This is a genomic window from Burkholderia sp. Bp9012 (genome assembly GCF_003853825.1).
Classification (GTDB): Bacteria; Pseudomonadota; Gammaproteobacteria; order Burkholderiales; family Burkholderiaceae; genus Burkholderia; species Burkholderia diffusa.
The window spans coordinates 245,269-266,864 of record NZ_QTQA01000007.1 but is presented as its reverse complement, the minus strand read 5'-3'; the positions used below and the strand labels follow the sequence as shown (position 1 = coordinate 266,864).

18 protein-coding genes and 1 pseudogene are annotated in these 21,596 nt (G+C 65.2%); 4 read left to right on the top strand and 15 right to left on the bottom strand.

Annotated features, from left to right (window positions below):
- Positions 1 to 146: 146 nt before the first annotated feature.
- From DIE11_RS12350 to DIE11_RS12295, 12 genes and pseudogenes are all read right to left on the bottom strand, one after another.
- Positions 147 to 1,466, bottom strand: a complete 1,320-nt coding sequence (locus DIE11_RS12350; RefSeq protein ID WP_124624072.1) for a cytochrome c — start codon at positions 1,464 to 1,466, stop codon at positions 147 to 149.
- Positions 1,467 to 1,481: 15 nt separating this feature from the next.
- Entirely contained in the window at positions 1,482 to 3,716 is a 2,235-nt protein-coding gene (locus tag DIE11_RS12345) for a xanthine dehydrogenase family protein molybdopterin-binding subunit (RefSeq protein ID WP_124624069.1), read from the bottom strand.
- 1 nt (position 3,717) lies between these two features.
- Positions 3,718 to 4,173: a (2Fe-2S)-binding protein gene (locus DIE11_RS12340; protein ID WP_059525474.1), complete on the bottom strand. Its 456-nt coding sequence runs from the start codon at positions 4,171 to 4,173 to the stop codon at positions 3,718 to 3,720.
- Between the two features lie 141 nt (positions 4,174 to 4,314).
- Positions 4,315 to 4,614, bottom strand: a complete 300-nt coding sequence (locus DIE11_RS12335) for a putative quinol monooxygenase (protein WP_044843118.1) — start codon at positions 4,612 to 4,614, stop codon at positions 4,315 to 4,317.
- Between the two features lie 93 nt (positions 4,615 to 4,707).
- On the bottom strand, positions 4,708 to 5,766 hold the full coding sequence (locus DIE11_RS12330; RefSeq protein WP_124624065.1) for an NADP-dependent oxidoreductase: 1,059 nt from the start codon (positions 5,764 to 5,766) through the stop codon (positions 4,708 to 4,710).
- Positions 5,767 to 5,967: 201 nt separating this feature from the next.
- Positions 5,968 to 6,588 (bottom strand): TetR/AcrR family transcriptional regulator, encoded by a 621-nt coding sequence (locus DIE11_RS12325; protein ID WP_124624063.1) that lies wholly within the window; start codon positions 6,586 to 6,588, stop codon positions 5,968 to 5,970.
- 123 nt (positions 6,589 to 6,711) lie between these two features.
- Complete coding sequence (locus tag DIE11_RS12320) at positions 6,712 to 7,722, bottom strand: DNA-binding protein (RefSeq protein ID WP_124624153.1); 1,011 nt, start codon at positions 7,720 to 7,722, stop codon at positions 6,712 to 6,714.
- 319 nt (positions 7,723 to 8,041) lie between these two features.
- Positions 8,042 to 8,490 (bottom strand): annotated as a pseudogene (locus DIE11_RS12315) (transposase); the annotation flags it as partial.
- A gap of 9 nt (positions 8,491 to 8,499) precedes the next feature.
- The gene (locus tag DIE11_RS12310) at positions 8,500 to 9,501 is read right to left on the bottom strand and encodes an NADP-dependent oxidoreductase (protein WP_124624060.1); all 1,002 of its coding nucleotides are present in this window, start codon (positions 9,499 to 9,501) and stop codon (positions 8,500 to 8,502) included.
- A 67-nt stretch (positions 9,502 to 9,568) separates the two neighbouring features.
- The gene (locus DIE11_RS12305) at positions 9,569 to 10,432 is read right to left on the bottom strand and encodes an alpha/beta fold hydrolase (protein ID WP_124624057.1); all 864 of its coding nucleotides are present in this window, start codon (positions 10,430 to 10,432) and stop codon (positions 9,569 to 9,571) included.
- Positions 10,433 to 10,670: 238 nt separating this feature from the next.
- Positions 10,671 to 11,459 carry an SDR family oxidoreductase gene (locus tag DIE11_RS12300; RefSeq protein WP_124624054.1) on the bottom strand — a complete coding sequence of 263 codons (789 nt, stop codon included), beginning with the start codon at positions 11,457 to 11,459 and terminating at the stop codon, positions 10,671 to 10,673.
- Between the two features lie 56 nt (positions 11,460 to 11,515).
- On the bottom strand, positions 11,516 to 12,598 hold the full coding sequence (locus DIE11_RS12295) for an alkene reductase (protein WP_124624051.1): 1,083 nt from the start codon (positions 12,596 to 12,598) through the stop codon (positions 11,516 to 11,518).
- A gap of 131 nt (positions 12,599 to 12,729) precedes the next feature.
- On the opposite strand from DIE11_RS12295, the gene DIE11_RS12290 reads away from it, so the two are divergent.
- Positions 12,730 to 13,359 carry a TetR/AcrR family transcriptional regulator gene (locus DIE11_RS12290; RefSeq protein WP_124624049.1) on the top strand — a complete coding sequence of 210 codons (630 nt, stop codon included), beginning with the start codon at positions 12,730 to 12,732 and terminating at the stop codon, positions 13,357 to 13,359.
- Between the two features lie 84 nt (positions 13,360 to 13,443).
- On the opposite strand, the gene DIE11_RS36270 is transcribed toward DIE11_RS12290, so the two are convergent.
- Both DIE11_RS36270 and DIE11_RS12285 read right to left on the bottom strand, forming a co-directional pair.
- Positions 13,444 to 13,620: a hypothetical protein gene (locus DIE11_RS36270; RefSeq protein WP_185633747.1), complete on the bottom strand. Its 177-nt coding sequence runs from the start codon at positions 13,618 to 13,620 to the stop codon at positions 13,444 to 13,446.
- Between the two features lie 333 nt (positions 13,621 to 13,953).
- Positions 13,954 to 14,715: a TetR/AcrR family transcriptional regulator gene (locus tag DIE11_RS12285; protein WP_124624150.1), complete on the bottom strand. Its 762-nt coding sequence runs from the start codon at positions 14,713 to 14,715 to the stop codon at positions 13,954 to 13,956.
- A 418-nt stretch (positions 14,716 to 15,133) separates the two neighbouring features.
- Here DIE11_RS12285 and DIE11_RS12280 point away from each other — a divergent pair, with 418 nt between their 5' ends.
- The 3 genes from DIE11_RS12280 to DIE11_RS12270 are packed head-to-tail and all read left to right on the top strand — an operon-like array spanning position 15,134 to position 20,885.
- Positions 15,134 to 16,255, top strand: coding sequence for an efflux RND transporter periplasmic adaptor subunit (locus DIE11_RS12280; RefSeq protein WP_124624047.1), 1,122 nt, complete (start codon positions 15,134 to 15,136; stop codon positions 16,253 to 16,255).
- Positions 16,252 to 19,419, top strand: a complete 3,168-nt coding sequence (locus tag DIE11_RS12275; RefSeq protein ID WP_124624044.1) for an efflux RND transporter permease subunit — start codon at positions 16,252 to 16,254, stop codon at positions 19,417 to 19,419. Before DIE11_RS12280 ends, DIE11_RS12275 begins: the two co-directional genes overlap by 4 nt.
- Positions 19,419 to 20,885, top strand: a complete 1,467-nt coding sequence (locus DIE11_RS12270; RefSeq protein ID WP_124624041.1) for an efflux transporter outer membrane subunit — start codon at positions 19,419 to 19,421, stop codon at positions 20,883 to 20,885. The genes DIE11_RS12275 and DIE11_RS12270 overlap by 1 nt, the downstream gene beginning before the upstream one ends.
- 278 nt (positions 20,886 to 21,163) lie before the next feature.
- Here DIE11_RS12270 and DIE11_RS12265 read toward each other — a convergent pair whose 3' ends face one another.
- The gene (locus DIE11_RS12265; RefSeq protein ID WP_124624038.1) at positions 21,164 to 21,487 is read right to left on the bottom strand and encodes a hypothetical protein; all 324 of its coding nucleotides are present in this window, start codon (positions 21,485 to 21,487) and stop codon (positions 21,164 to 21,166) included.
- Positions 21,488 to 21,596 lie beyond the last annotated feature (109 nt).

Here is a 21,596-nt window from a genome sequence, read left to right as displayed (position 1 = left end):
TGCGTTCGATAAAACGCGCGCTGCCGCGAACGGCCGCGCGCCGGTTGACAGAAAGCACTGCGTTGCCGGGCGCCCTGCACCCGGCAACGTTCGACGACGCGCACGCGGCGCGCATGCCCGTCGTCATCCGCCACGCACGGCCGCGCTCAGCGCGCAGCCGCCGTCGCCTTGCGGAGTTTCGCGACGTCCGCCGCCTGCACGGCCGGCGCGCCATTGTTCCAGCCGGCGCGCATGAACGTCAGCACTTCGGCGATCTGCTGGTCGTTCAGCTGATTCGCGAACGCCGGCATCGGATACGCGGACGGCACGCCGCCGATCACGAGCGACTCGCTGCCGTTCAACGTCACGTTGATCAGCGACGATGCATCGGTCTCGAGCACGTTCGGATTGCCCGCCAGCGGTGCGAGCAGCGGCGCGTAGCCGCGACCGTCCGCGCCATGGCAATTCAGGCAGTAAGCGTTATACACCTTTGCGCCCGGATCGTTCGCCGGCCGGCCCAACGCGACCTGCGTCGGCTTCGGATCATAACGGTAAGGCGGCGCGCCCGTGCCACCCGCCGCCGGCAGCGATTTCAAATAGCGGGACATCGCCGCGAGATCGTCGTCGTTCAGTTCCTGCGTGCTGTGGTTGATCACGCTGACCATCGAGCCGAACGCGGTCGCATGCTGGTTCGCGCCGGTCTTCAGGAATTGCACGACATCCGCATCGCTCCATCGGCCAAGCCCGGTATTGTGCTCGCCGGTCAGGTTCGACGCGAACCAGTTGTCGATCGGCGCGCCCGACAGGAACGCCGAGCCGCTTTCGTCCAGCGCCTTCTCCTGGAAGCCGACGCCGCGCGGCGTATGGCACGACCCGCAATGCCCGAGCCCCTGCACGAGGTACGCACCGCGGTTCCACATCGCATCCTTCGCCGGCTTGTCGGTATATGGCGTCGTGTCGAGGAACACCGCGTTCCACAGCGCCAGCGGCCAGCGCATGTTGAGCGGCCACGGAATGTCGGACGCACGGTTCGCCTGCTTTACCGGCTCGACGCCATGCATGAAGTACGCGTAAAGCGCCTTCACGTCGTCGTCGCGCAGCTTTGCGTACGACGGATACGGCATCGCCGGATACAGGTGATGGCCATCCTTCGCGACACCCGAGCGCAGCGCGCCCGCGAACTCGGCCTCCGTATAGCCGCCGATGCCCGTGTCCGGGTCGGGCGTGATGTTGGTCGTGTAGATCGCGCCCATCGGCGTGATCATCTTCAGGCCGCCGGCGAACGGCGCGCCGCGCGGCGCGGTGTGGCACGCCACGCAATCGCCGGCCTTCGCGAGATACGCGCCGCGTGCGAGCAGCGCGCTGTCGGCGGGCGCCGTTTGCGCGGCATGCGCCGCCGTGCCGGCCATCAGCGCGGACAGCGCGATCAACGATGCGCCAAGCGTGCGAGCGGCGCGATTCAGACTGTTCGGGGTGAGGTTTCGCATGTTCGTTCTCTCCCCTCAGGCCGTCTTCAGCTGGCTGCCGACCGGGAGCTTGCGCAGCCGCGTGCCGGTCGCCGCGAAGATCGCGTTGGACAGCGCCGCCGCGGTCGCGGCGGTGCCCGGTTCGCCGATTCCGCCCGGCGCCTCGGCGCTCTTCACGAGATGCACCTCGATCGGCGGCGTCTCGTTGATGCGCATCATCCGGTAGTCGGTGAAGTTGCTCTGCACGACGCGGCCATCCTCGATCGTGATCTCGCCATACAGCGCGCCCGTGATCCCGAAGATGATGCCGCCCTGCACCTGCGCCTCGATCGTGCCCGGATTCACGGCCATCCCGCAGTCGACCGCGCACACGGCACGCTTGACCTGCACTTCGCCGCCCTCCACCGCGACATCGATGACGATCGAGAAGAAGCTGCCGAACGCGTGCATCACCGATACGCCGCGCCCTTGCCCCTTCGGCAGCGGCGCGCCCCATCCCGCTGCCTTCGTCGCGACTTCGAGCACGTTCAGCGCGCGCGGCGTCTTGCCGAGCAGCGCGCGGCGATATTGCACGGGATCGGTCTTGGTCTGCGCGGCCAGTTCGTCGATAAAGCTCTCGACGACGAAGGTGCTGCGCGTCGGGCCGACGCCGCGCCAGAATGCGGTCGGCACGTGACGCGGCTCCTGCCGCACGTAATCGATCAACTGGTTCGGCAGGTCGTACGGCAGGTCGGTCGCGACTTCGACCGCGTCGGGATCGACGCCGTCCTTGAACGCCGGCGGTGCGAAGCGCGCGAGGATCGACGAACCGACGATCCGGTGCTGCCACGCGACCGGCTTGCCGTTCGCGTCGAGGCCGGCCGAAATCCGGTCGTAGTAGTACGGCCGATACATGTCGTGCTGGATGTCTTCCTCGCGGGTCCAGACGACCTTCACCGGCGCGTTGACCTGCTTGGCGATCTTCACGGCCTGGCCGATCATGTCCGTTTCGAGCCGCCGGCCGAAACCGCCGCCGAGCAGGTGGTTGTGCACGACGATCTTCTCCGGCGGAAAGCTCGTGAGCCGCTGCACGGTGTCGACCGCGCGCGTCGGCACCTGCGTGCCGACCCAGATCTCGCAGCCGTCGCCGCGCACGTGCACCGTGCAGTTCACCGGCTCCATCGTTGCGTGCGCAAGGAGCGGCTGTTCGTAGACGGCGTCGATGCGGGTCTTCGCGCCAGCGAACGCCTTGCCGACGTCGCCGTCCTTGCGCGCGACGGCGCCCTTCCCGTTCGCGGCGGCCTGCGCGAGATCGGCGACGATGTCCTTGGTCGACACCTTCGCGCCCGCGCCTTCGTTCCACTTCACGACGAGCGCCGACGCGCCGCGCTTCGCGGCCCACGTGTGATCGCCGACCACCGCGACCGCGTTGTCCGCGCGCACGACCTGACGCACGCCCGGAATCTTCTTCGCAGCCGTATCGTCGACGCTCGCGACCGTGCCGCCGAACACCGGGCTGTTCACGATCACCGCGTACAGCATGCCGGGCAGACGCACGTCGAGCCCGAACTGCGCGGTGCCGTCGACCTTCTCCGGCGAATCGAGCCGCTTCACCGGCTTGCCGATCAGCTTGAAATCGGCCGGCTGCTTCAGCGCGACGTCCTTCGGCACCGGCAGCTTCGACGCGGCGTCCGCGAGCTGGCCGTACGATGCGCGCCGGCCGCTCGGGAGGTGCCGCACTTCGCCGTTTTCCGCCCGGCAGGTGGCCGGATCGACGCTCCATTGCTTCGCCGCCGCGGAAACCAGCAGCGTGCGCGCGGTCGCACCCGCGCGGCGCAGCGGTTCCCACGCGTAGCGCACCGACGTCGAACCGCCCGTCAACTGGCCGCCGAGCAGCGGATCGAGGAACAGCTTCTCGTTGGGCGGCGCATGGTCGAGCGTGACGTTCGACAGCGGCACTTCGAGTTCCTCGGCGATCAGCATCGGCAGCGCCGTGTAGACGCCTTGCCCCATCTCGACCTTCGGCATCACCAGCGTGACCTTGCCGCTGCGGTCGATCTGCACGAACGCGTTCGGTGCGAATACGCCGGCGCGCGCACTTTCGTCCGCATCGCCGCCGATCACCGAGCGCCGTGCGTCATCGCCCGCTGCCGGCATGCTGAAACCGAGCAGCAAGCCGCCGCCCGCCGCCGCGCCGAGCGACATGCCCGCCTTCAGAAACGAACGGCGCGACATGCCCGCGCCGGCCGCTTGCCCGGCGACCTTGCCTGCTTCGATCAGTCCTCGCGACATGTCACGCTCCCTTCGCGGCTTGCTTGACGGCCGCGCGAATCCGGTTGTACGTGCCGCAGCGGCAGATGTTGCCGGCCATTGCCGCGTCGATGTCGGCGTCGCTCGGGTTCGGGTTCGACGCGATCAGCGCCGTGGCCGCCATCACCTGCCCGGACTGGCAGTAGCCGCACTGGACGACGTCGAGCTCGCGCCACGCTTCCTGAACCTTCTGCCCGGCCGGCGTCGCGCCGACGGCTTCGATCGTCGTGATCCTGCGGCCCGCGACGGCCGCGACGGGCAGCACGCACGAGCGCGCGGCAACGCCGTCGAGATGGACGGTGCACGCGCCGCATTGCGCGATCCCGCAGCCGAATTTCGTGCCGGTCAGGCCCACGACGTCACGCAGGACCCACAGCAGGGGCATGTCGTCGGGGGCGTCGACCGTGCGGTTCTCGCCGTTGATATTGAGGGTGACCATTCAGACTCCGGGGCCGGTGTATTGGGGAAGCGGCGCGAACGATCCGCTGCGCCGCGTTGTCGTTGTCATTGCCGTCGCGTCATGCGTGACGGTTGCCGCGCGGCCCGGGCTCGAGCGAGCCGCGACGACGGTGCCGCGCCGTCACTCGGCCACGTCGATGCCCGACAGCACCTTGATGACGGGCGGCGCCGCGAACCAGTCGGCCGACTTCACGCGGAATTCGGTGAAATGCGGGCTGGCGAGATGCGCGTCGAACGCGGCCTGGTCGTCGTAGATCTCGTACAGGTGCAGGTTCGGCGAACCGTCCTGCTCACGGAACAGGTCGTAGCGCCGGTTGCCCGGTTCGACGCGCGTCTTGGCGACCATGCTGCGCAATTCGGCCTCGGCGGCCTGCGCGTGTTCGGGTTTCAGGAACAGGGAAGCAATCACGTGAAGCGCCATCTTGTCACTCCTTTCGAAACGGAATCGAGCATGCCACAAGCTGGCGTCTCGCGACGCCAGCGTGCAATCGTTGTGTGTCGTCTTGCGCCGGTGTCAGGCCAGTTCGTCCGGACCCACGCGCACGACGACCTTGCCGAAATTCTTGCCGGCGAGCAAGCCGATCAGTGCTTGCGGTGCTTCGGCGAGGTCGGGGACCACATCTTCGAGCGTCTTCACCTTGCCCTGCGCGACCCACTCGCTCATCTCCTTCAGGAACGGCGCATAGCCGGTCGCATAGTGATCCAGAATGATGAACCCCTGCATGCGGATGCGCTTGCGCAGGATCGTGCCCATCAGCGCCGGCACGCGGTCGCGGCCGCTCGATACCGCGGTGTCGTCGTACGCCGCGTCGTTGTAATGCGCGATGATTCCGCACACCGGCACGCGCGCATGATCGTTGAGCAGCGGCCACACCGCGTCGAACACGGCACCGCCGACGTTCTCGAAATAGACGTCGATGCCGTTCGGGCAGGCGGCCTTCAGTTTCTCTGCAAATTGCGGATCGTGGTGATCGACGCACTCGTCGAAGCCGAGCGTGTCCTTCACGTATGCGACCTTGTTTGCGCCGCCCGCGACGCCGACCACGCGGCAGCCCTTCAGCTTCGCGATCTGGCCGACCACCGCGCCGACGGCCCCGCTCGCGGCGGCCACGACCACGGTTTCGCCCGCCTTCGGCTCGCCGATCGTCAGCAACCCGGTGTACGCGGTGAACCCCGGCATGCCGAGCACGCCGAGCGCATGCGACGGATGCGGGAAGTCGCGGCCGAGCGCAATGAGGTCGCTGCCGTCGGACAGCGAATAGTCCTGCCAGCCGCCGCCCGCGACGACCAGGTCGCCTTCGCGATACGCGGGCAGGTTCGATGCCACGACACGGCTGACCGTGCCGCCGACCATTACGTCGCCGAGCTGGACCGGCGGTGCATACGACGGCGCGTCGCTCATCCGGCCGCGCATGTACGGGTCGAGCGACAGCCAGACCGTGCGCAACAGCACCTGGCCGGCGCCGGGCACCGGCACGTCGAGGGTCTCGGTACGGAAGTCGTTCGGGGTGGGCGCGCCGACCGGGCGCGCGTTCAGGATGATTCTGCGGTTTGCTGCCTTGCTTTGCGGCATGGGAACCTCCGTCAACAGGAAGGGACGTGCACCGGGCACGATCGGATCAACTTGGACAACCTTGATGCGAGGCTGCGGGCCATGCCGACCAGTCGGCCGGCGGAGCCGCAGCCTTACGGGTAAAGCAACGGGATTTCAGTGTAAGTAGACCAGTCGTCTAGTATTCATCCAAAAAACAAGGCGCGCCTGCGCGCGCCCACGTTACGACTGCGCTCCGTCCGGCTCGAAGGACGGCAGGTTCAGCATCCGCCGTGTTTCGAGCATCGCGCGTTCGAGCGGTTTGCGGTTCCGGTGAATCTTCTCCAGCAGCGTCGCACCCAGCCACAGCTCGTAAAGGATCGCGGCCGTATGCGCCGGATCGTCGACGCCGCTCAGCGAACCGTCGGCCAGCCCGGCCTCGATCCCGCCCGCGAGCCGCTCGATGATCTGGCCGGTGCCGCGCCGCAGCACCGCGCGCATTGCCTCCGACAGGTCGGACACTTCCGCGCCGAGCTTCACCGCGAGGCACTTGCCTTCCGGATCGTCCGCGCACTGCGTGTGCAGCCAGTTGCCCCAGTACGTCATCAGGCGTTGCGCACCCGTGCCGACCTGACGGCCGAGCAGGTTGTCGAGATGCTCGAGATAGCCTTCGAAATACGATTCGAGCAGCGCCTCGCCGAACGCCTCCTTCGAGCCGAAGTAATGGTAGAACGAGCCCTTCGGGATGCCCGCCGCGGCGAGAATCTCGTTCAGACCGACCGCCGAGAACCCCTTGTGGAGCATGATCGGCTTCGCGATATTCAGAATGTGCTGGCGGACTTCCGCGCCTGAAGATGCATTCATGATGGCGTATCTTAGCAACGATTAGACCGGTCGTCTAGCAACGTCGAGCCGGCGAGTTGAGCGGCACTTTACCCGAATCGCACCGCGTCGCGGATGCGTTATCGCCGTACCGTGGCGCCCATGTCACGCGGGTTTGGGAGCGCGCTTCCTGGCGACCGGTTTCGCCGCACGCAGGCTGCCGCCCGCCGGCCGACCGGGCGCCCTGCGCACGGGGGCGCGTGATGCGCGTTCGGCACGCAATGCATCGAGTTCACCGACATACGCGGCATTGGCCGCGCGGGCGCCGTCGAGCTGGCCTTCAAGCACCCCGCAGCGATGCTGCGTGTCGGCCAATTGCGCCTGCAGCGCCGCGAGATCCTTGCGGTGCTGCGTATCGCGCTGTTCGGCGCGCGTCGCGGCCGCATCGAGTTCCTTTTGAACGCGCGCGGCCGCGAGCCGTTCGCGGTCGATCTCCTGAAGCGCCCGTTTCTCCGATGCTCGCAAGCGTTCCTCCGCCCGGCCCGCGTCGTCGCGCAGCCGGTCGAGCTGAGACGTGAAATCGGCGCGCGCTTGCGCCAGCGCACGATCGGCGTCTGCATTGTCGGACTTCAGCCGTTCGACTTCCGCCTGCAGCGCGCGGTGCGACGCTTCGTCGGCCGCCCTTGCCTGCTCGAGCTCCTGGATGCGCACCTGGGCCGCCAGCAACGCGCTCGTGCGGTGCTCCAGCGCGGTTTCGGTACGGGACAGGTCGGTTTGCAATGCAGCGACCTCCGCCTTCGCCGCCGCTCGTTCGGCTTCGACTTCGGCGCGCAGTGCATCGAGCGCTGCGGCGGCATCGGCAGTCGAGCGACTCCACAACGCGGCGACGAGCTCGCCGGCCGCAGCCTGCAGGTCAGCCGGCAAGTCGGGATGCTCGATGCGCACACGACTCTTCTCCCGCAACTCGGCCCAGAACTCGCCGAGAACCGCAGTCGGCGTGCTCATGCTGCCCTTGCGCACGAGCTGGTACAGGCGGTTCGCGGTGGGCGTGATGCCGAAGCGGAAGAACATCAATGCGCAGACCTCGCGATACAGCTCGCGGGTTTTCGGGAAATCGGCCTTCAGGCGGTCGATTTCGGCGATCAGGCGGGATTCGTCGGCAGCGAGGTTGGACATGGCAGGTTGCGTCGATAATTTCGTGAATAATATAACGTAAACCGTTAAATATCCAATCATCAGTCGCGGTTGATTTGACATTATTTCTATAATGTCGAGATTGATGATCGCCGGTCTCGCGTTTGGCATCGCCGTCGTCCGTTTGCACAATTTATAACCATGCCTTTGGTGCGCCTTATACAGGCCTTGCCCGGCACGGCTTGGCGGCCTCGCGCCACGCTCATCGACATGAATTGAAACCGAGTCCTGCTGCCTGAAAATGCACTCGGCTACTGAACGGTTTGCGACTGCAGTCGGGAAATTTGTAACCACGCCGACCGAACGGCTGGATGCGATGGTCGTAGTAGATCGCTATTCCTCCCTGCTTGCCTGGGTGGCTGACCGAGCCGAACGAGCCGCGATGGATTGCCTTGGCGGTGATCAACGCAACGAAGGGTTCGACCTGGTTGAGCCACGAACTGTAGGTGGGAATGAAATGCATGTGCCAGCGGGGGCGTGTCGCCAGCCACGCCTTGACCTTCGGATGCTTGTGACTGCTGTAGGTCGACGATGCAATGCACGTCGAGTTCGGCTGGCACGGCCTTGTCGATTTCGTGCAGGAAGGACCGGAATATACGGTTGCTGGCCCAGCAGCTTGAAGTAACGATGCACACCTGTTGGCGAAATGGCGGTTTCGGCGGCGATCGTGCGCATGCTCCAGTAGGTGGAGCCATCCGCGGGCTTGGTGTGCAGGGCCTTGTGAATCAGTTCGGCCAACCGCCCGCCGTCGTTGGGACCTTACTTGATCTTGACCACGACTTTACCCTTCGCGCGTCCTTGCGCCAGGTACTCAAGCGCTTCCTTTGCTTGTTCAAACGGAAACACCTTGTCAATCACCGGATGGATACGTTCGGATTCGAGCAGTTTGCCGATCTCGGCGAGTTGGGCACCGTCGGGGCGTACGAAGAGAAATGAGTAGGTGACATCCCGCTTCCTCGCAAGACGCATGATCTTGCGGCTCATCAGACCGAATACAAACTTCAGGACGAGGTTCAGCCCGCGAGCACGGGCGAACGCTGCGTCCAGCGGACCGATAAGAGAGACGATCTTCCCGCCCGGCTTCAAGATTCCTACCGATTTTTCAACCGCGTCACCCCTAATCGTGCCAAGCACCACATCGTAGTCGCGCAGCACTTTCTCGAACGCTTGCTTCTTGTAGTCGATTACTTCGTCCGCGCTCAGGCTTTTCACCAACGGGATATTACCCGTGCTGGTATTGGTTCCCACCTTGGCGCCGAAATATTTGGCCAGTTGGATCGCAAACGTTCCAATACCGCCGGACCCCGCAGGAATGAACACCTTCTGACCCGGTTGAAGATTGGCACGCTCCTTCAGTGCTTGCCATGAAGTGAGCCCGACCATTGGAACCGAGGCGGCCTGCACGAAGTCCAGATTAACCGGTTTCGGGGCCGCAGCGCTCTCCGGTACCACGGCAAATTCGGCGATGGATCCTCTTCCAAGGTCGAACAGACTTGCAAAGATGGCGTCGCCTTTCTTGAAGCGAGTGACGCGGCTGCCGACATCGATCACGATGCCGGCCAGATCGCTGCCCATGGTCGCGGGCAGTTGGACCTTCAGGACGGGTTTGAACATTCCCGTTGGAATCATGTTGTCGATCGGGTTCACCCCTGCGGCGTGAACCTCAACCAGCAGTTCGTCGGGCTTGAGCGTGGGGCGCGGCACCTCGGCGAACCCGATCTCGGGTGATTTGCCATAGCGTTTGAATGTGAGTGCTTTCATGTTGCGCTTGCTCCGATGGTGCTTTGTATTCGCGAGAAACGTCATACGCCTCTGGTCCACAAGGTATTCATTGCGATAGAAATTCCAGTGCCATGGGTACGAAGTTGGTGTGATGCTGGAAGATTCCGCCGTGGCCGGCGTCCTGATAAATGACGAGTTGCGCCTGGGGGATGCGGCGGCCCATATCGTGGCTGAGCGCGGTGGGCACCATAATGTCGTTATCCCCATTGGCGATCAGGACAGGCATGGGCAGGCTGGCGAGATCCTGTGGCGCTTGCTGGCCCCACGCCTTGATCGCCTTGAGTTGACGAAGGAAGGCGCGAGGTGTCGGCCCCTTGTCGCGGCCAGACTTACGTTCCTTCAACCGTTTCAAGAAGGCGCTTGCCGCGCGCTGGCCGTTGGTCGTGGACGTGAAGAACAGATACGCCTTCGGATCGCGCAGCGTTAGCAGGCCTTTGAGCATGAGTGGCCAGGACACGGCGCCCACGCGATCAATCCCGTGACCGCCGGCGGGGCCCGTGCCAGTGAGTATGAGCTTGCGCACCAAGCCCGGCGCCTTGAGCGCCACGTCCTGCGCGACGAAGCCGCCAAGCGAGAAGCCGAGCAGATCGACTCGATCGAAACCCATTGCGCGAATCAGCGCGATGGTGTCGCGCGCCATCTCGTCCACGGTCACGGGCGCGATGCCACCGGATAAGCCAATTCCTCGATAGTCGATGGCGATGACGCGATGTGTCTGAGCCAAGCCATCGACGATGCGCGGGTCGAAGTTGTCCAGCACGGCGCCCCAATGGTTCAGCAAAACCAAAGGAATGCCGCCGTGCGGACCCAGTTCACGGTAGGCGAACTGGGTTCCAGCCGCGTTGACGAACTTGTTCGGTGCCCGCGTATACGACGTTGTCGATTGGGTGTCCGGGCTGACGCTCTGCATCATTGACTCCTTGGGCGCTGCTTTCATATGTCGAGCGTCATGCTGACGGGGAAAACGGTGGGACTTGAATCCGCGCCGCAACCCGGAAACTCGAGTGTGGCCTCAACCATCGATTCGGATAACGGCGCTTCGTCGGCGGCGCGCGTCAACGTCGACGAAGCGTTCGTGCGTGGCTTCCTTGGATCGGGTGTCGGTCATCGTGGTATCCGTCGTTCCGCCGTTTGCCGCAATTGAGTGGTCAGGCGCGGAGCTGATAACGCTCGGCCGCGTGTGCCTGTCGAATGTCCGACAGCAGTCCCTGGCGAGCGCCATCCAGCGCGTCCCACCGCCCGGCTACGTGCAGCGGCGGGATCGTGACCAGTTCGCGGCGGTCGAACCCGATCAGCGCGGCATCAACCAACTCGCCCACTTCCATCACCTCGGGCAGCGTGTTCACGTCGACCCCGGCGCGCTCCCAGATCTCCGTGCGCGTCGCCGCCGGCAGGACGGCTTGCACGTAAACACCCTTGGGCGACAACTCGAGATTCAGGCCCTGCGACAGGAACAGCACGAATGCCTTGGTCGCGCCGTAGATCGACATGCCGAACTCGGGCGCGAAACCTACCACCGAGCCAATGTTGACGATCGAGCCGTTACCGGACTGCACGAAGCGTGGCGCGACCGCGGCTGCAAGCCTCGTCAGCGCCGTCGTGTTGAGCGTGATCAGGCGTTCGATGCTTTCAGGGGTTTGCTGCAGGAAGCCGCCCGACTGAGCCACGCCGGCATTGTTGATCAGAATTCCTATTCGATCGTCATCGCGCAGACGAGCCTCGAGCGCGGACAGATCGGTGGACTGGGTCAGGTCGGCCTGCAGCACTTCTACCGCCACACCGGTTTCCTCCCGCAGGCGCGCTGCCAACGCATCGAGTCGCGCCTTGTCGCGGGCGACGAGAACGAGGTCATGGCCACGCCGAGCGAATCGCTCGGCGTAGGTGGCACCGATGCCGCTGGAGGCGCCGGTGATGAGGACTGTCGGAAGCGTGGTCATGGGTACTTTCCTTTGCAAGGGTTCTTCTGGCTGAGGCTTGATCAAGAGCACGAGCCTTAACCGGAAATCGTCGGGTAATCGATGTAGCCCACCGCGCCACCGCCATAGAGCGTCGCCGGGTTGAATTGCGTCAGGGGTGCGCCGTGCTTCAGGCGTTCGACCAGGTCCGGGTTGCTGATAAACGGACGGCCAAACGCGAACAAGTCCGCTCTGCCCTCATTGAGTTGAGTGGTGGCGAATTCCAGGTCATATCCGTTGTTGGCCAGATAGGTCTGCATGAAACGGCGGCGCAGCGCGTCATAGTCGAATGCCGCCACATCGCGTGGGCCGCCAGTCGCGCCTTCGACCACGTGCAGATAGACGATGCCTTGTGCGCTGAGCTGTTCGGCGATGTAGTCGTACTGCGCTTGCGGATCGCTGCAGGAAATGCCGTTGGCCGGCGAAACGGGCGAAATGCGCACGCCCGTGCGCTCTGCGCCGATTTCCTTGACCACGGCGGCGACTACTTCCAGCAGCAGGCGCGCACGTTTTTCGATCGAGCCGCCGTAGTCGTCGGTGCGCTGGTTGGCCCCGTCCTTGATGAACTGCTCCAGCAGATATCCGTTGGCGCCGTGAATTTCCACGCCGTCGAAACCGGCGGCAATCGCGTTGGCCGCAGCCTGTCGAAAGTCGTTCACGATGCCCGGCAACTCGGTGAGTTCCAAGGCGCGTGGCTCGGACACGTCGGCAAATCCGTTGTTGACGAAAGTCTTCGTCTCAGCGCGGATAGCGGAAGGTGCGACCGGCGCCGTGCCGCCAGGTTGCAAGTCAGTGTGCGAGACGCGGCCCACATGCCAGAGCTGCACGAAGATGCGTCCACCCTTGGCATGTACGGCATCCGTGACCTTACGCCAGCCAGCAATCTGCTCGCGCGTGTACAGGCCGGGAGTGTCCTGATAGCCCTGGGCCTGGGCCGAAACCTGAGTGGCCTCGGTGATGATCAGTCCGGCCGAGGCGCGCTGGGCGTAGTAGGTCGCGGCGTACTCGCTGGGCACCAGCCCGGCGCCGGCACGGTTACGAGTCAGCGGTGCCATGACGATGCGATTGGCGAGCGTCAGGCCACCGAGGGCGTACGGCTCGAAAAGCGATTTCTCTGACATGTCGTTCCAACGTCGGATGGTGGGAATGGCTCAATGATGACGATCATAATCTAACGTGTCAATACTTTGATGACGACCAACATCAATGTATAGTCGGGCCATCAGACAGGAACGCGCCAACGGAGAGGAAAGTGAAAGTCACCAAGGCACAGGCCCAGGCCAATCGGGCCCACGTTGTTGAAACAGCGTCGACACTGTTCAGGGAGCGCGGTTTTGATGGGGTCGGAGTAGCGGATCTGATGGGCGCAGCTGGTTTCACCCACGGCGGCTTCTACAAACACTTCCGCTCAAAGACCGATCTGATGGCCGAATCGGCGGCCTGCGGCATGGCGCAAACCGTTGCGCTATCGGCCGGGGTCGACGCATCGGAGTTCGTGCGGCAGTATCTCGCGCGCGAGCACCGCGACTCGCGCGCAACCGGATGCACGATGGCCGCGCTGGGTGGGGATGCCGCGCGTCAACCCGAAGCGGTCCGAGCCACATTCGCGGACGGCATCGAAAGACTGCTGGCGGCATTAGTCCAAGAACGTGATTCGTCAGACGGTGCAGACGCGGCAGAGGCCCGAGCCAACTGCCTCGACATCATGGCGCATGCGGTCGGCGCCATCGTGTTGTCGCGCGCGTGCCCGGATGATTCTCCATTGGCCGACGAAATCCTGAGGGTATGCCGCGACAAGATTCTCGCGACACTGAGGCCGCCGGCGACAGCGCGCGAACCGGGTCGCAATCATGGTAACGACAGCTCCGCCAAGTCAAATTGACATCGGGCTCCGACGGCCACCTGGAGGATATCGGAGATCATGGGATACGATAGCGCCGGCAACTGTTGTTCCCTGCGGGGCCGACTATCGTTCTCTTCTTTTATCATTCGGCTCCAAACCGTCCATGGCCCACGCATGGATAACCGTCAACGCTCCAAGATCAAGGTCTTTGGGGGCGGTTGCGCCGAAATATTGAACCCATTTTTTGACTGGTTCGGCTTGCCCTGCAGCAGATGTGCGGCTACGGGAAGTATCGGACATGACGGAATCCTTATGATTATTGGCGTTCGAAAATGACAGACTGAGTCCCTTGATTATCTCGCCGCTGTACCGGTGCGGTCGGCTGGTGAGTGTGATCGTCGATCGTCTGCCATATGCCGACCGGCGTGCCGGAAACGTCGGCAAAAACCGGCATCGCACATGTCAGCAGTGCGCCTGCGATTGCCATCGCTAGCCCAGCCTCGCTTGACAGCGCCGGCGGGCTTTGTGTCGACATGGTTCGAAGAATGCATAACGCGCGCAGCCAGCTTGCCGCAATTGGGGGCGGTTCCCTGGTACGCAGACGAGCCGTATCGTGCGGAACTCGACAAGCATCTATCGTTGCCGCGACGACAAGGTTGAGTTGTCCGGCGAGGCGGATTCTCTTACCTGACGGGCGAAGTCGCCGGGCGGCAACGGTCGGTTCGCCACCTCAAGTGCCTCGGCGCACGTCAGGCCGAGCATCTGCAATACCATCGCCGCGGCTCGCTCGGGGAACTTGCCCTCGCCCCCCATCGGCTTTCGCGGCGCGCCCGCCGCCGCGTAGGACTCCGCCGCGATCACCGCCAGGATCGTCCCCGTCGTCGCGAGCACGCTCATGAACGGATCGCCGACGACAAAGCGGCGCGCCGAGATTCCTCGCTCGCTGTCCCGCCGCAAACGTTGCCCCAGCCCGTGGCCGAGCGCGCGCACGGAAAGTCCCTCCCGCATAAGGAACCGCGCCCAGAGCCGCTCGCGGCGCGCCCGCATCAGCGTGTGGCGCACGCAGACGGAAACGACCTCCGCCGGATCCGACAATCCGCTCGCCAGACGCTCGAGCCCGTCCGCGAAATCGTCGAACACCCACTCCGTCAGCGCGGCGAAGATGCCGTCCTTCGATTCGAAGTGGTAGTAAAACGAGCCGAACCCCACATCCGCCGCCTCGGTGATCTCGCTGATCGCCACGTTGTCCCTGCCCTTTTCCGCCATCAGGCTGAATGCCGCCTGCAGCAAGCGCATACGCGTCGCCTGCTTGCGCCGGGCGCCACGCGGCTGACGCTGTTCCGCTTCGCCCGCTGATGCGTTCAACCGGCGGGGCCGGACCGGTGCGTCGCCCATGAGCGCGCCTCCCTTTTTCGAAAGAATTTTCTGCATGGGGCAATTCTAGATTTTTCTCTCATACTTGACAACATTATCAGTTATGAGTCTAATCTCGGTCATCGCAGAGCCGGTCCCTGTCCAGACACCGTCCACCCCACGCTAGCGAGCGTCGGCGACGTGCGGACGGCCGCGTCGGCACATGCGCGGCTATCGCCATGCGGGAGCCGCGCCATGTCGGCAAATGGAATGGTCTGCGCCCGGAACATTGGAGTACTGATTGATCGTCAGGCGCACCGCCGCAGAAACGCTCACGTGCGCCTGCATGAACCAGGGCGACCCGCCGTGGTCGCCGACCTCTTTTCAGTTGGCCCTCACTTGTCTTGGAAACATCGTGAAATCACCCGGTCTTGACGCGCTGACTTCAACGCGCCCGTTTATGACACGCATCGCGCCGCCGCTTCGGCGAGCCCCGATTGCGTTCGCCTGCTGTGCGATTCTCCTCACGGCGTGCCACTCGCACGAGGCCCCCGCGCCCGAACTGCAGCCGGTGGTCGCGCTGCCAGTTCATGCGGACAACGGCGCAGTGCAGCGCGTGCTGCCCGCGCAGGTTCAGGCGCGCTATTCGACGCCGCTGTCGTTCCGGGTCGGCGGCAAGATCGTCGAGCGCCGCGTGCGGATCGGCGACACCGTCAAGGCCGGCCAGACCCTCGCGATGCTCGATCCGGCGGATCTGCACAACACGCTGCTGAACGCGCGCGCGCAGCTCGATGCCGCCGAGCATCGCGTTGCCTATGCGAAGCAGCAGCTGGATCGCGACCGCGCCCAGGCTCAGGCCAACCTGATCGCACCCGCGCAGCTCGAGACGACGCAGGACGCGTATGCATCGGCGGTCGCGCAACGCGATTCCTCACTCGCGCAAATGGCGCTCGCGAGCGATCAGCTGCGCTACGCGACGCTGGTCGCGGATCACGACGGCGTCATCACGTCGGAAGATGCCGATACCGGGCAGAACGTGCAGCCCGGCCAGGCGGTGTTTCATCTGGACTGGAGCGGCGACCTCGACATCGTCTGCGACGTCGCGGAGCGCGAACTGCGCGATCTCGCGGTCGGCCGCACCGCACACGTCAGCCTGACGGCCCTGCCGGGCAAGGTGCTCGACGCACGCGTGCGCGAAGTCGCGGCGGCCGCCGATCCGCAGAGCCGCACCTGGCGCGTGAAGCTGACGCTGCTCGCGCCGGGGCCGGACGTGCGCTCCGGGATGACCGCAAGCATCACGTTCGACGGTGCCGCCGACACTGCCGCGGACCACGCGGTCACGCTCCCGGCCACCGCGCTCTTTCATCACGGCGACGCGCCGGCCGTATGGGTCGTCCGCAAGGGCAGCGACACGCTGGAGCTGCGCCCGGTGTCGGTCGGGCGCTACGAAGAACGCACGATCACCGTCACGTCGGGTCTCGCGGACGACGAACGTGTCGTGATGCAAGGCGTTCATGCGGTCAGCGCCGGCCAGCACGTGCGCGTCGTGCCGCCGCTGCATGCGGAGGACTTCGCGTCATGAATGCTCGGGAACACCAGCCGTCGACCGACGGCACGCTCGCACGAACCGGCGCGACAGCGCATGACGGCGGCGGTTTCAACCTCTCCGCATGGGCGCTGAAGCATCAGCAACTGGTGATCTTCCTGATCGGCCTCGCGACGATCTTCGGCGTGATCGGCTATACACGACTCGCTCAATCGGAAGATCCGCCGTTCACGTTCCGCACCATGGTGATCCAGAGCTACTGGCCCGGCGCCACGGCGCGCGAGGTGCAGGAACAGGTCACCGACCGGATCGGCCGCCAGCTCCAGGCCGCACCGTACGTCGACAACATCAAGAGCTATTCGCGGCCCGGCGAGTCGATGATCTTCTTCGCGATGAAGGATTCGGCGCCGGTCGATCAGGTGCCGGAAACCTGGTACCAGGTTCGCAAGAAAGTCGGCGACATCCGTGCGACGCTGCCCAAGGGCGTCGTCGGCCCGTTCTTCAACGACGAATTCGGTGACGTCTATACCAATATCTATGCGCTCGAAGGCGACGGCTACTCGCCGGCGCAACTGCACGATTACGCGGACAAGCTGCGCACCGTGCTGTTGAGTGTGCCGGGTGTCGCGAAGGTCGACTACTTCGGCGATCCCGCGCAGCACGTATTCGTCGAGATCTCGAACGCGCAGCTCACGCGGCTCGCGATCACGCCGCAGCAGCTCGCGCAGGCGATCGATGCGCAAAACGCGGTCGCGCCGGTCGGCACGATCACGACGGCGGACGATCGCGTGTTCGTGCGCCCGAGCGGCGCGTTCAAGGACACGCAGGCGCTCGCCGACATGCTGATCGACGTAAACGGCCGGACGTTCCGGCTCGGCGACGTCGCGAAGGTCACGCGCGGCTACGACGATCCGCCGGTCACGCAGATGCGTACGAACGGTCACGCAGTGCTCGGCATCGGCGTCACGATGCAAAAAGGCGGTGACGTGATCGATCTCGGCAAGGCGCTCGACGCGAAGGCAGCCGAGCTGCAGCGCGGTTTGCCGGCCGGTCTGAAGCTGGCCGCGGTGTCCAGCATGCCGCATGCCGTGAAGCACTCGGTGGACGACTTCGTCGAAGCGGTCGGAGAAGCCGTCGCGATCGTGCTCGTCGTCAGCCTCGTGTCGCTCGGCCTGCGCACCGGCATGGTCGTCGTCATCACGATTCCGATCGTGCTCGCCGTGACGGCACTGTGCATGCACGCGTTCGGCATCGGCCTCGACAAGGTGTCGCTCGGCACGCTGGTGCTCGCGCTCGGGCTGCTGGTGGACGATGCGATCATCGCCGTCGAGATGATGGCGGTGAAGCTCGAGCAGGGATGGAGCCGCGCGAGCGCCGCCGCATTCGCGTACACGAGCACGGCGTTCCCGATGCTGACGGGCACACTCGTCACCGTGTCGGGCTTCCTGCCGATCGCGCTCGCGAAATCGAGCACCGGCGAATACACGCGCTCGATCTTCGAGGTATCGGCGATCTCGCTGATCGTGTCGTGGTTCGCGGCCGTCGTGCTGGTGCCGCTGCTCGGCTATCACATGCTGCCGGAGCACACGCATCGCGACGGTCACGCGCATGGCGACGAGGTGTACGACACGGGGTTCTACCGCCGGCTGTCCGGCTGGATCTCCGCTTGCATCGACCGCCGCTGGGTCGTGCTCGGCGTGACGGCCGTGCTGTTCGCGATCGCGATGGTCGCCTTCACGCGCGTTCCGCAGCAGTTTTTCCCGAATTCGGAGCGGCCCGAACTGCTCGTCGACATGCGCTTGCCGGAAGGCGCTTCGTTCGACGCGACACTGCGTGAGGCAAAGCGGCTCGAGAAGGCGCTGAACGGTCGGCCTGAAATCGATCACGTCGTGGACTTCGTCGGCACCGGTGCGCCGCGCTTCTATCTGCCGCTCGATCAACAGCTTCAGCAGCCGAACTTCGCGCAATTCGTGATCACGGCCAAGGACATCGAATCGCGCGACCGCTTGTCGCATTGGCTCGAGTCGACGCTGGCAAACGGCTTCCCGACCGTGCGCACGCGCGTCGCCCGCCTCGAAAACGGCCCGCCCGTCGGCTTTCCGATCAAGTTCCGCGTCAGCGGCGACGACATCGCGACCGTACGCGGCATCGCGGAAAAGGTCGCGGACAAGGTGCGCGCCGACAACCGCACGCGCAACGTGCAATTCGACTGGGACGAGCCGGCCGAGCGATCGGTGTCGTTTGAGATCGATCAACTGAAGGCACGTCAGCTTGGCGTGACGTCGGAAGACGTGTCCAGCTTCCTCGCGATGACGCTGTCAGGCTATACCGTCACGCAGTATCGCGAACGCGACAAGCTGATCGACGTCGATCTGCGCGCGCCAAAGAGCGAACGCGTCGATCCGTCCAGGCTCGCGGGCCTGGCGATCCCGACGCCGCACGGTCCGGTGCCGCTCGGCTCGATCGGCCATGTGCGCGACACGCTCGAATATGGCGTGATCTGGGAACGCGACCGCCAGCCGACGGTCACCGTGCAAGCTGACGTGCGCGGCGAAGCGCCGAGCATCGGCGTGACACGCGACCTCGACGCCGCCTTGTCGACGCTACGCGCCACTTTGCCGGCCGGTTACCGGATCGATATCGGTGGCGCGGCCGAGGAAAGCATGAAGGGCCAGACGTCGATCAACGCGGAGATGCCGCTCATGATCATCGCGGTGCTGACGTTGCTGATGATCCAGCTCAAACGCTTCTCGCGCACCTTCATCGTCGTGCTGACGGCGCCGCTCGGCCTGATCGGCGTCGTCGCCGCGCTGCTGCTGTTCGGCAAGCCGTTCGGCTTCGTCGCGCTGCTCGGCGTGATCGCGATGTTCGGGATCATCATGCGCAATTCCGTGATCCTGGTCGATCAGATCGACCAGGACATCGCGGCCGGGCAGCCACGCTTCACCGCAATCGTAGGTGCAACCGTGCGCCGCTTCCGGCCGATCATGCTGACCGCCGCGGCCGCCGTGTTGGCGCTGATTCCACTGTTGCGTTCCGGCTTTTTCGGCCCGATGGCCACCGCGCTGATGGGCGGCATCACGATCGCGACGGTGTTGACCATCTTCTTCCTGCCGGCGCTCTATGCGACCTGCTTCAAGGTGCGCGCCGACGAACGCGAGTCGCGCGCAATGGACGTCGCGTCCTCGGAGACATGCTGATGAAACTCTCTCGTATCACATCTTTGCTGGCCGCCAGCGCGGTGCTTGGCCTGGGCGGCTGTGCGATGGCCCCGAGCAGTGCGCCGCCCGCGATGCCGTCGCCGGCGCACTACGGCGCGACGCCCCAGGCGCCGCGCACCGCCGAGGCGGCGGGCGTCGCGCAGCAATTCGACGTCGGCGCCGCGCCTGTCCCGCAATGGTGGAGCCTGTACCGCTCCAGCGTGCTCGACGCGCTGGTCGATGAAGGCCTGCGCGCGAATCCGACGCTGGCCGCGACGGAAAAGACGCTCGCCGCCGCGCACGAGGAACTGCGCGCGCAAATCGGCGCGTCGACGCTGCCGTCGATCGACGCGAATGCGCAGGTCGCCCGCACGCGCACACCGGACATCTCCGGCGCAGGCGCGCAAAGCCTGCGCTACAACGTGTTTGTCGGACAACTGCAGGCGCATTACACCTTCGACCTGTTCGGCGCCACGCGCTACGCGAACGAGGCAAGCGCCGCGCGCGTCGACGTGCGCGGTTGCGAGTTCGAAGCGGCAAGGCGTGCGCTGGCGGCCAACATCGTCGGCACCGCCATCCGCGCCGCGACGCTCGACCGCCAGATCCTGCTGACGGAGCGCCTGATCGCCGTCGCCGAGGCATCCGCAACCGAGGACCAGCAGCGTTACGCGCTCGGTGCGGTATCCCATGTGCAGGCGCTGGCGTCGACGCAGGGCGCGGCGTCGCTTGCCGCGACGCTACCGCTGCTGCGCCAGCAACGCGCGAGCGCAATTCACGCGCTGGCGATCCTGCTGGGCCGCACGCCCGACGCACCGCCGCCGGTCCCGTCATTCACGGGCCTGTCGCTGCCGGAACACGTCCCCGTGGTCGTGCCGTCCGACCTGCTGAAAGCACGCCCGGACATCCGCGCGGCCGCGGCAGCCGTGAAGGCGGCATCAGCGGACGTCGGCGAGGCGACCGCGCAGTTGTTCCCCAGCCTGTCGCTCACCGCGACGATGGGGCGCGGCGGCTTCAGCTGGCCGGCACTGTTGTCGGGCGCGGGCGGGCTGTGGGCCGTCGGCGCCGGGCTGTCGCAGCCGATCTTCCACGGCGGTGCATTGCTTGCGCACCGGCGGGCGTCGCGCGATGCGTACGACGCCGCAGTGCTGCAGTACAAGGCGGCGGTGCTGTCCGCATTCGGTGACGTCGCAGATTCGCTCGCCGCGCTGGACAACGACGCGCAAGCGCAGGCCGCGAACGAACTCGCGGCGCGCGTGGCAGGCGAGGCGTTCCACGAAACGGCGCAACGCCGCACGTTGGGTGCCGTTCCGATGTCCGCGCAACGGTCGAGCGAGCAGGTCTATCTGAACGCGGAGCTCGATGCGGTGCGTGCCGCGAGCCGCCGGATGACCGATACGGCGGCGCTGTTGCAGGCAATGGGCGAACTGCCACCCGACACCGGCACGACGGTCGCGGCCCGGCAATAGCCGCTGCTTGCGTCGACGGACCGGCCGGCGCCTTCCGGCCGCACCGGTCCGCACTCTCGCAGCCCGATGCGAAACTGGCGCCGCATTGGTCGAAGACGTCGTTGCCGGCGTGTCGGTCGACGTCGGCGCCGACCGGTCGGGCCGCACGACCCGTGCCGTCGCGCAGTGCGTCCGGGAATCCGCCGTTGGAACGCAGCACCATCGCAAATTCCGAGTGAACGCAGTCATCGGATAGTGTCCAACGAGGGGGACTCCAAGGCTTGACGCCATCAACCTCTCTATGGCGCTCGGCGCATCGCCGCCGCAGAATCCTGCCCGGCGCGCGCATTGCTCGTTCGCAAGAAATCGGCAATGTTCAGCGAAACAGTATCCGCCTTGGCCTTCGAGCGCGCCTTCCGAGCGACGCTCAGGATCGAGCTCAGTTGCTCATAAAAGCATTCAAGTTGGCGCGCATCGGACGCCAATCGCTCAAGATCGAGTGCCTTTTCAAGAACCGTGCGTGCGACATGAAAACGTTGAAGTCCGCGCCCCACTCGAACCTGAAAGACCACCCCATCGCTGTTGTGCGGCACCCCTGCCCATACAAGCGAACCGCTGTCCATAAAGCCTCCGAAGATTCACAATCGTCACATCAATATGCCAGAAGCGCTCACTGCGCATATTGGTATTTCAAAATTGTGACGTTTGGCGCATCGGAATTTTCATGGCAAG

What these genes read in the sequence shown, in the direction of transcription:
- DIE11_RS12330 (WP_124624065.1), bottom strand. Translation starts at nt 5,766, where the DNA reads ATGCCGCAAAGCAAGGCAGCAAACCGCAGAATCATCCTGAACGCGCGC.
- DIE11_RS12270 (WP_124624041.1), top strand. Translation starts at nt 19,419, where the DNA reads ATGAAACTCTCTCGTATCACATCTTTGCTGGCCGCCAGCGCGGTGCTT.
- DIE11_RS36270 (WP_185633747.1), bottom strand. Translation starts at nt 13,620, where the DNA reads ATGTCCGATACTTCCCGTAGCCGCACATCTGCTGCAGGGCAAGCCGAA.
- DIE11_RS12350 (WP_124624072.1), bottom strand. Translation starts at nt 1,466, where the DNA reads ATGCGAAACCTCACCCCGAACAGTCTGAATCGCGCCGCTCGCACGCTT.
- DIE11_RS12275 (WP_124624044.1), top strand. Translation starts at nt 16,252, where the DNA reads ATGAATGCTCGGGAACACCAGCCGTCGACCGACGGCACGCTCGCACGA.
- DIE11_RS12345 (WP_124624069.1), bottom strand. Translation starts at nt 3,716, where the DNA reads ATGTCGCGAGGACTGATCGAAGCAGGCAAGGTCGCCGGGCAAGCGGCC.
- DIE11_RS12320 (WP_124624153.1), bottom strand. Translation starts at nt 7,722, where the DNA reads ATGTCCAACCTCGCTGCCGACGAATCCCGCCTGATCGCCGAAATCGAC.
- DIE11_RS12305 (WP_124624057.1), bottom strand. Translation starts at nt 10,432, where the DNA reads ATGCAGAGCGTCAGCCCGGACACCCAATCGACAACGTCGTATACGCGG.
- DIE11_RS12285 (WP_124624150.1), bottom strand. Translation starts at nt 14,715, where the DNA reads ATGGGCGACGCACCGGTCCGGCCCCGCCGGTTGAACGCATCAGCGGGC.
- DIE11_RS12265 (WP_124624038.1), bottom strand. Translation starts at nt 21,487, where the DNA reads ATGGACAGCGGTTCGCTTGTATGGGCAGGGGTGCCGCACAACAGCGAT.
- DIE11_RS12300 (WP_124624054.1), bottom strand. Translation starts at nt 11,459, where the DNA reads ATGACCACGCTTCCGACAGTCCTCATCACCGGCGCCTCCAGCGGCATC.
- DIE11_RS12310 (WP_124624060.1), bottom strand. Translation starts at nt 9,501, where the DNA reads ATGAAAGCACTCACATTCAAACGCTATGGCAAATCACCCGAGATCGGG.
- DIE11_RS12295 (WP_124624051.1), bottom strand. Translation starts at nt 12,598, where the DNA reads ATGTCAGAGAAATCGCTTTTCGAGCCGTACGCCCTCGGTGGCCTGACG.
- DIE11_RS12335 (WP_044843118.1), bottom strand. Translation starts at nt 4,614, where the DNA reads ATGGCGCTTCACGTGATTGCTTCCCTGTTCCTGAAACCCGAACACGCG.
- DIE11_RS12340 (WP_059525474.1), bottom strand. Translation starts at nt 4,173, where the DNA reads ATGGTCACCCTCAATATCAACGGCGAGAACCGCACGGTCGACGCCCCC.
- DIE11_RS12280 (WP_124624047.1), top strand. Translation starts at nt 15,134, where the DNA reads ATGACACGCATCGCGCCGCCGCTTCGGCGAGCCCCGATTGCGTTCGCC.
- DIE11_RS12325 (WP_124624063.1), bottom strand. Translation starts at nt 6,588, where the DNA reads ATGAATGCATCTTCAGGCGCGGAAGTCCGCCAGCACATTCTGAATATC.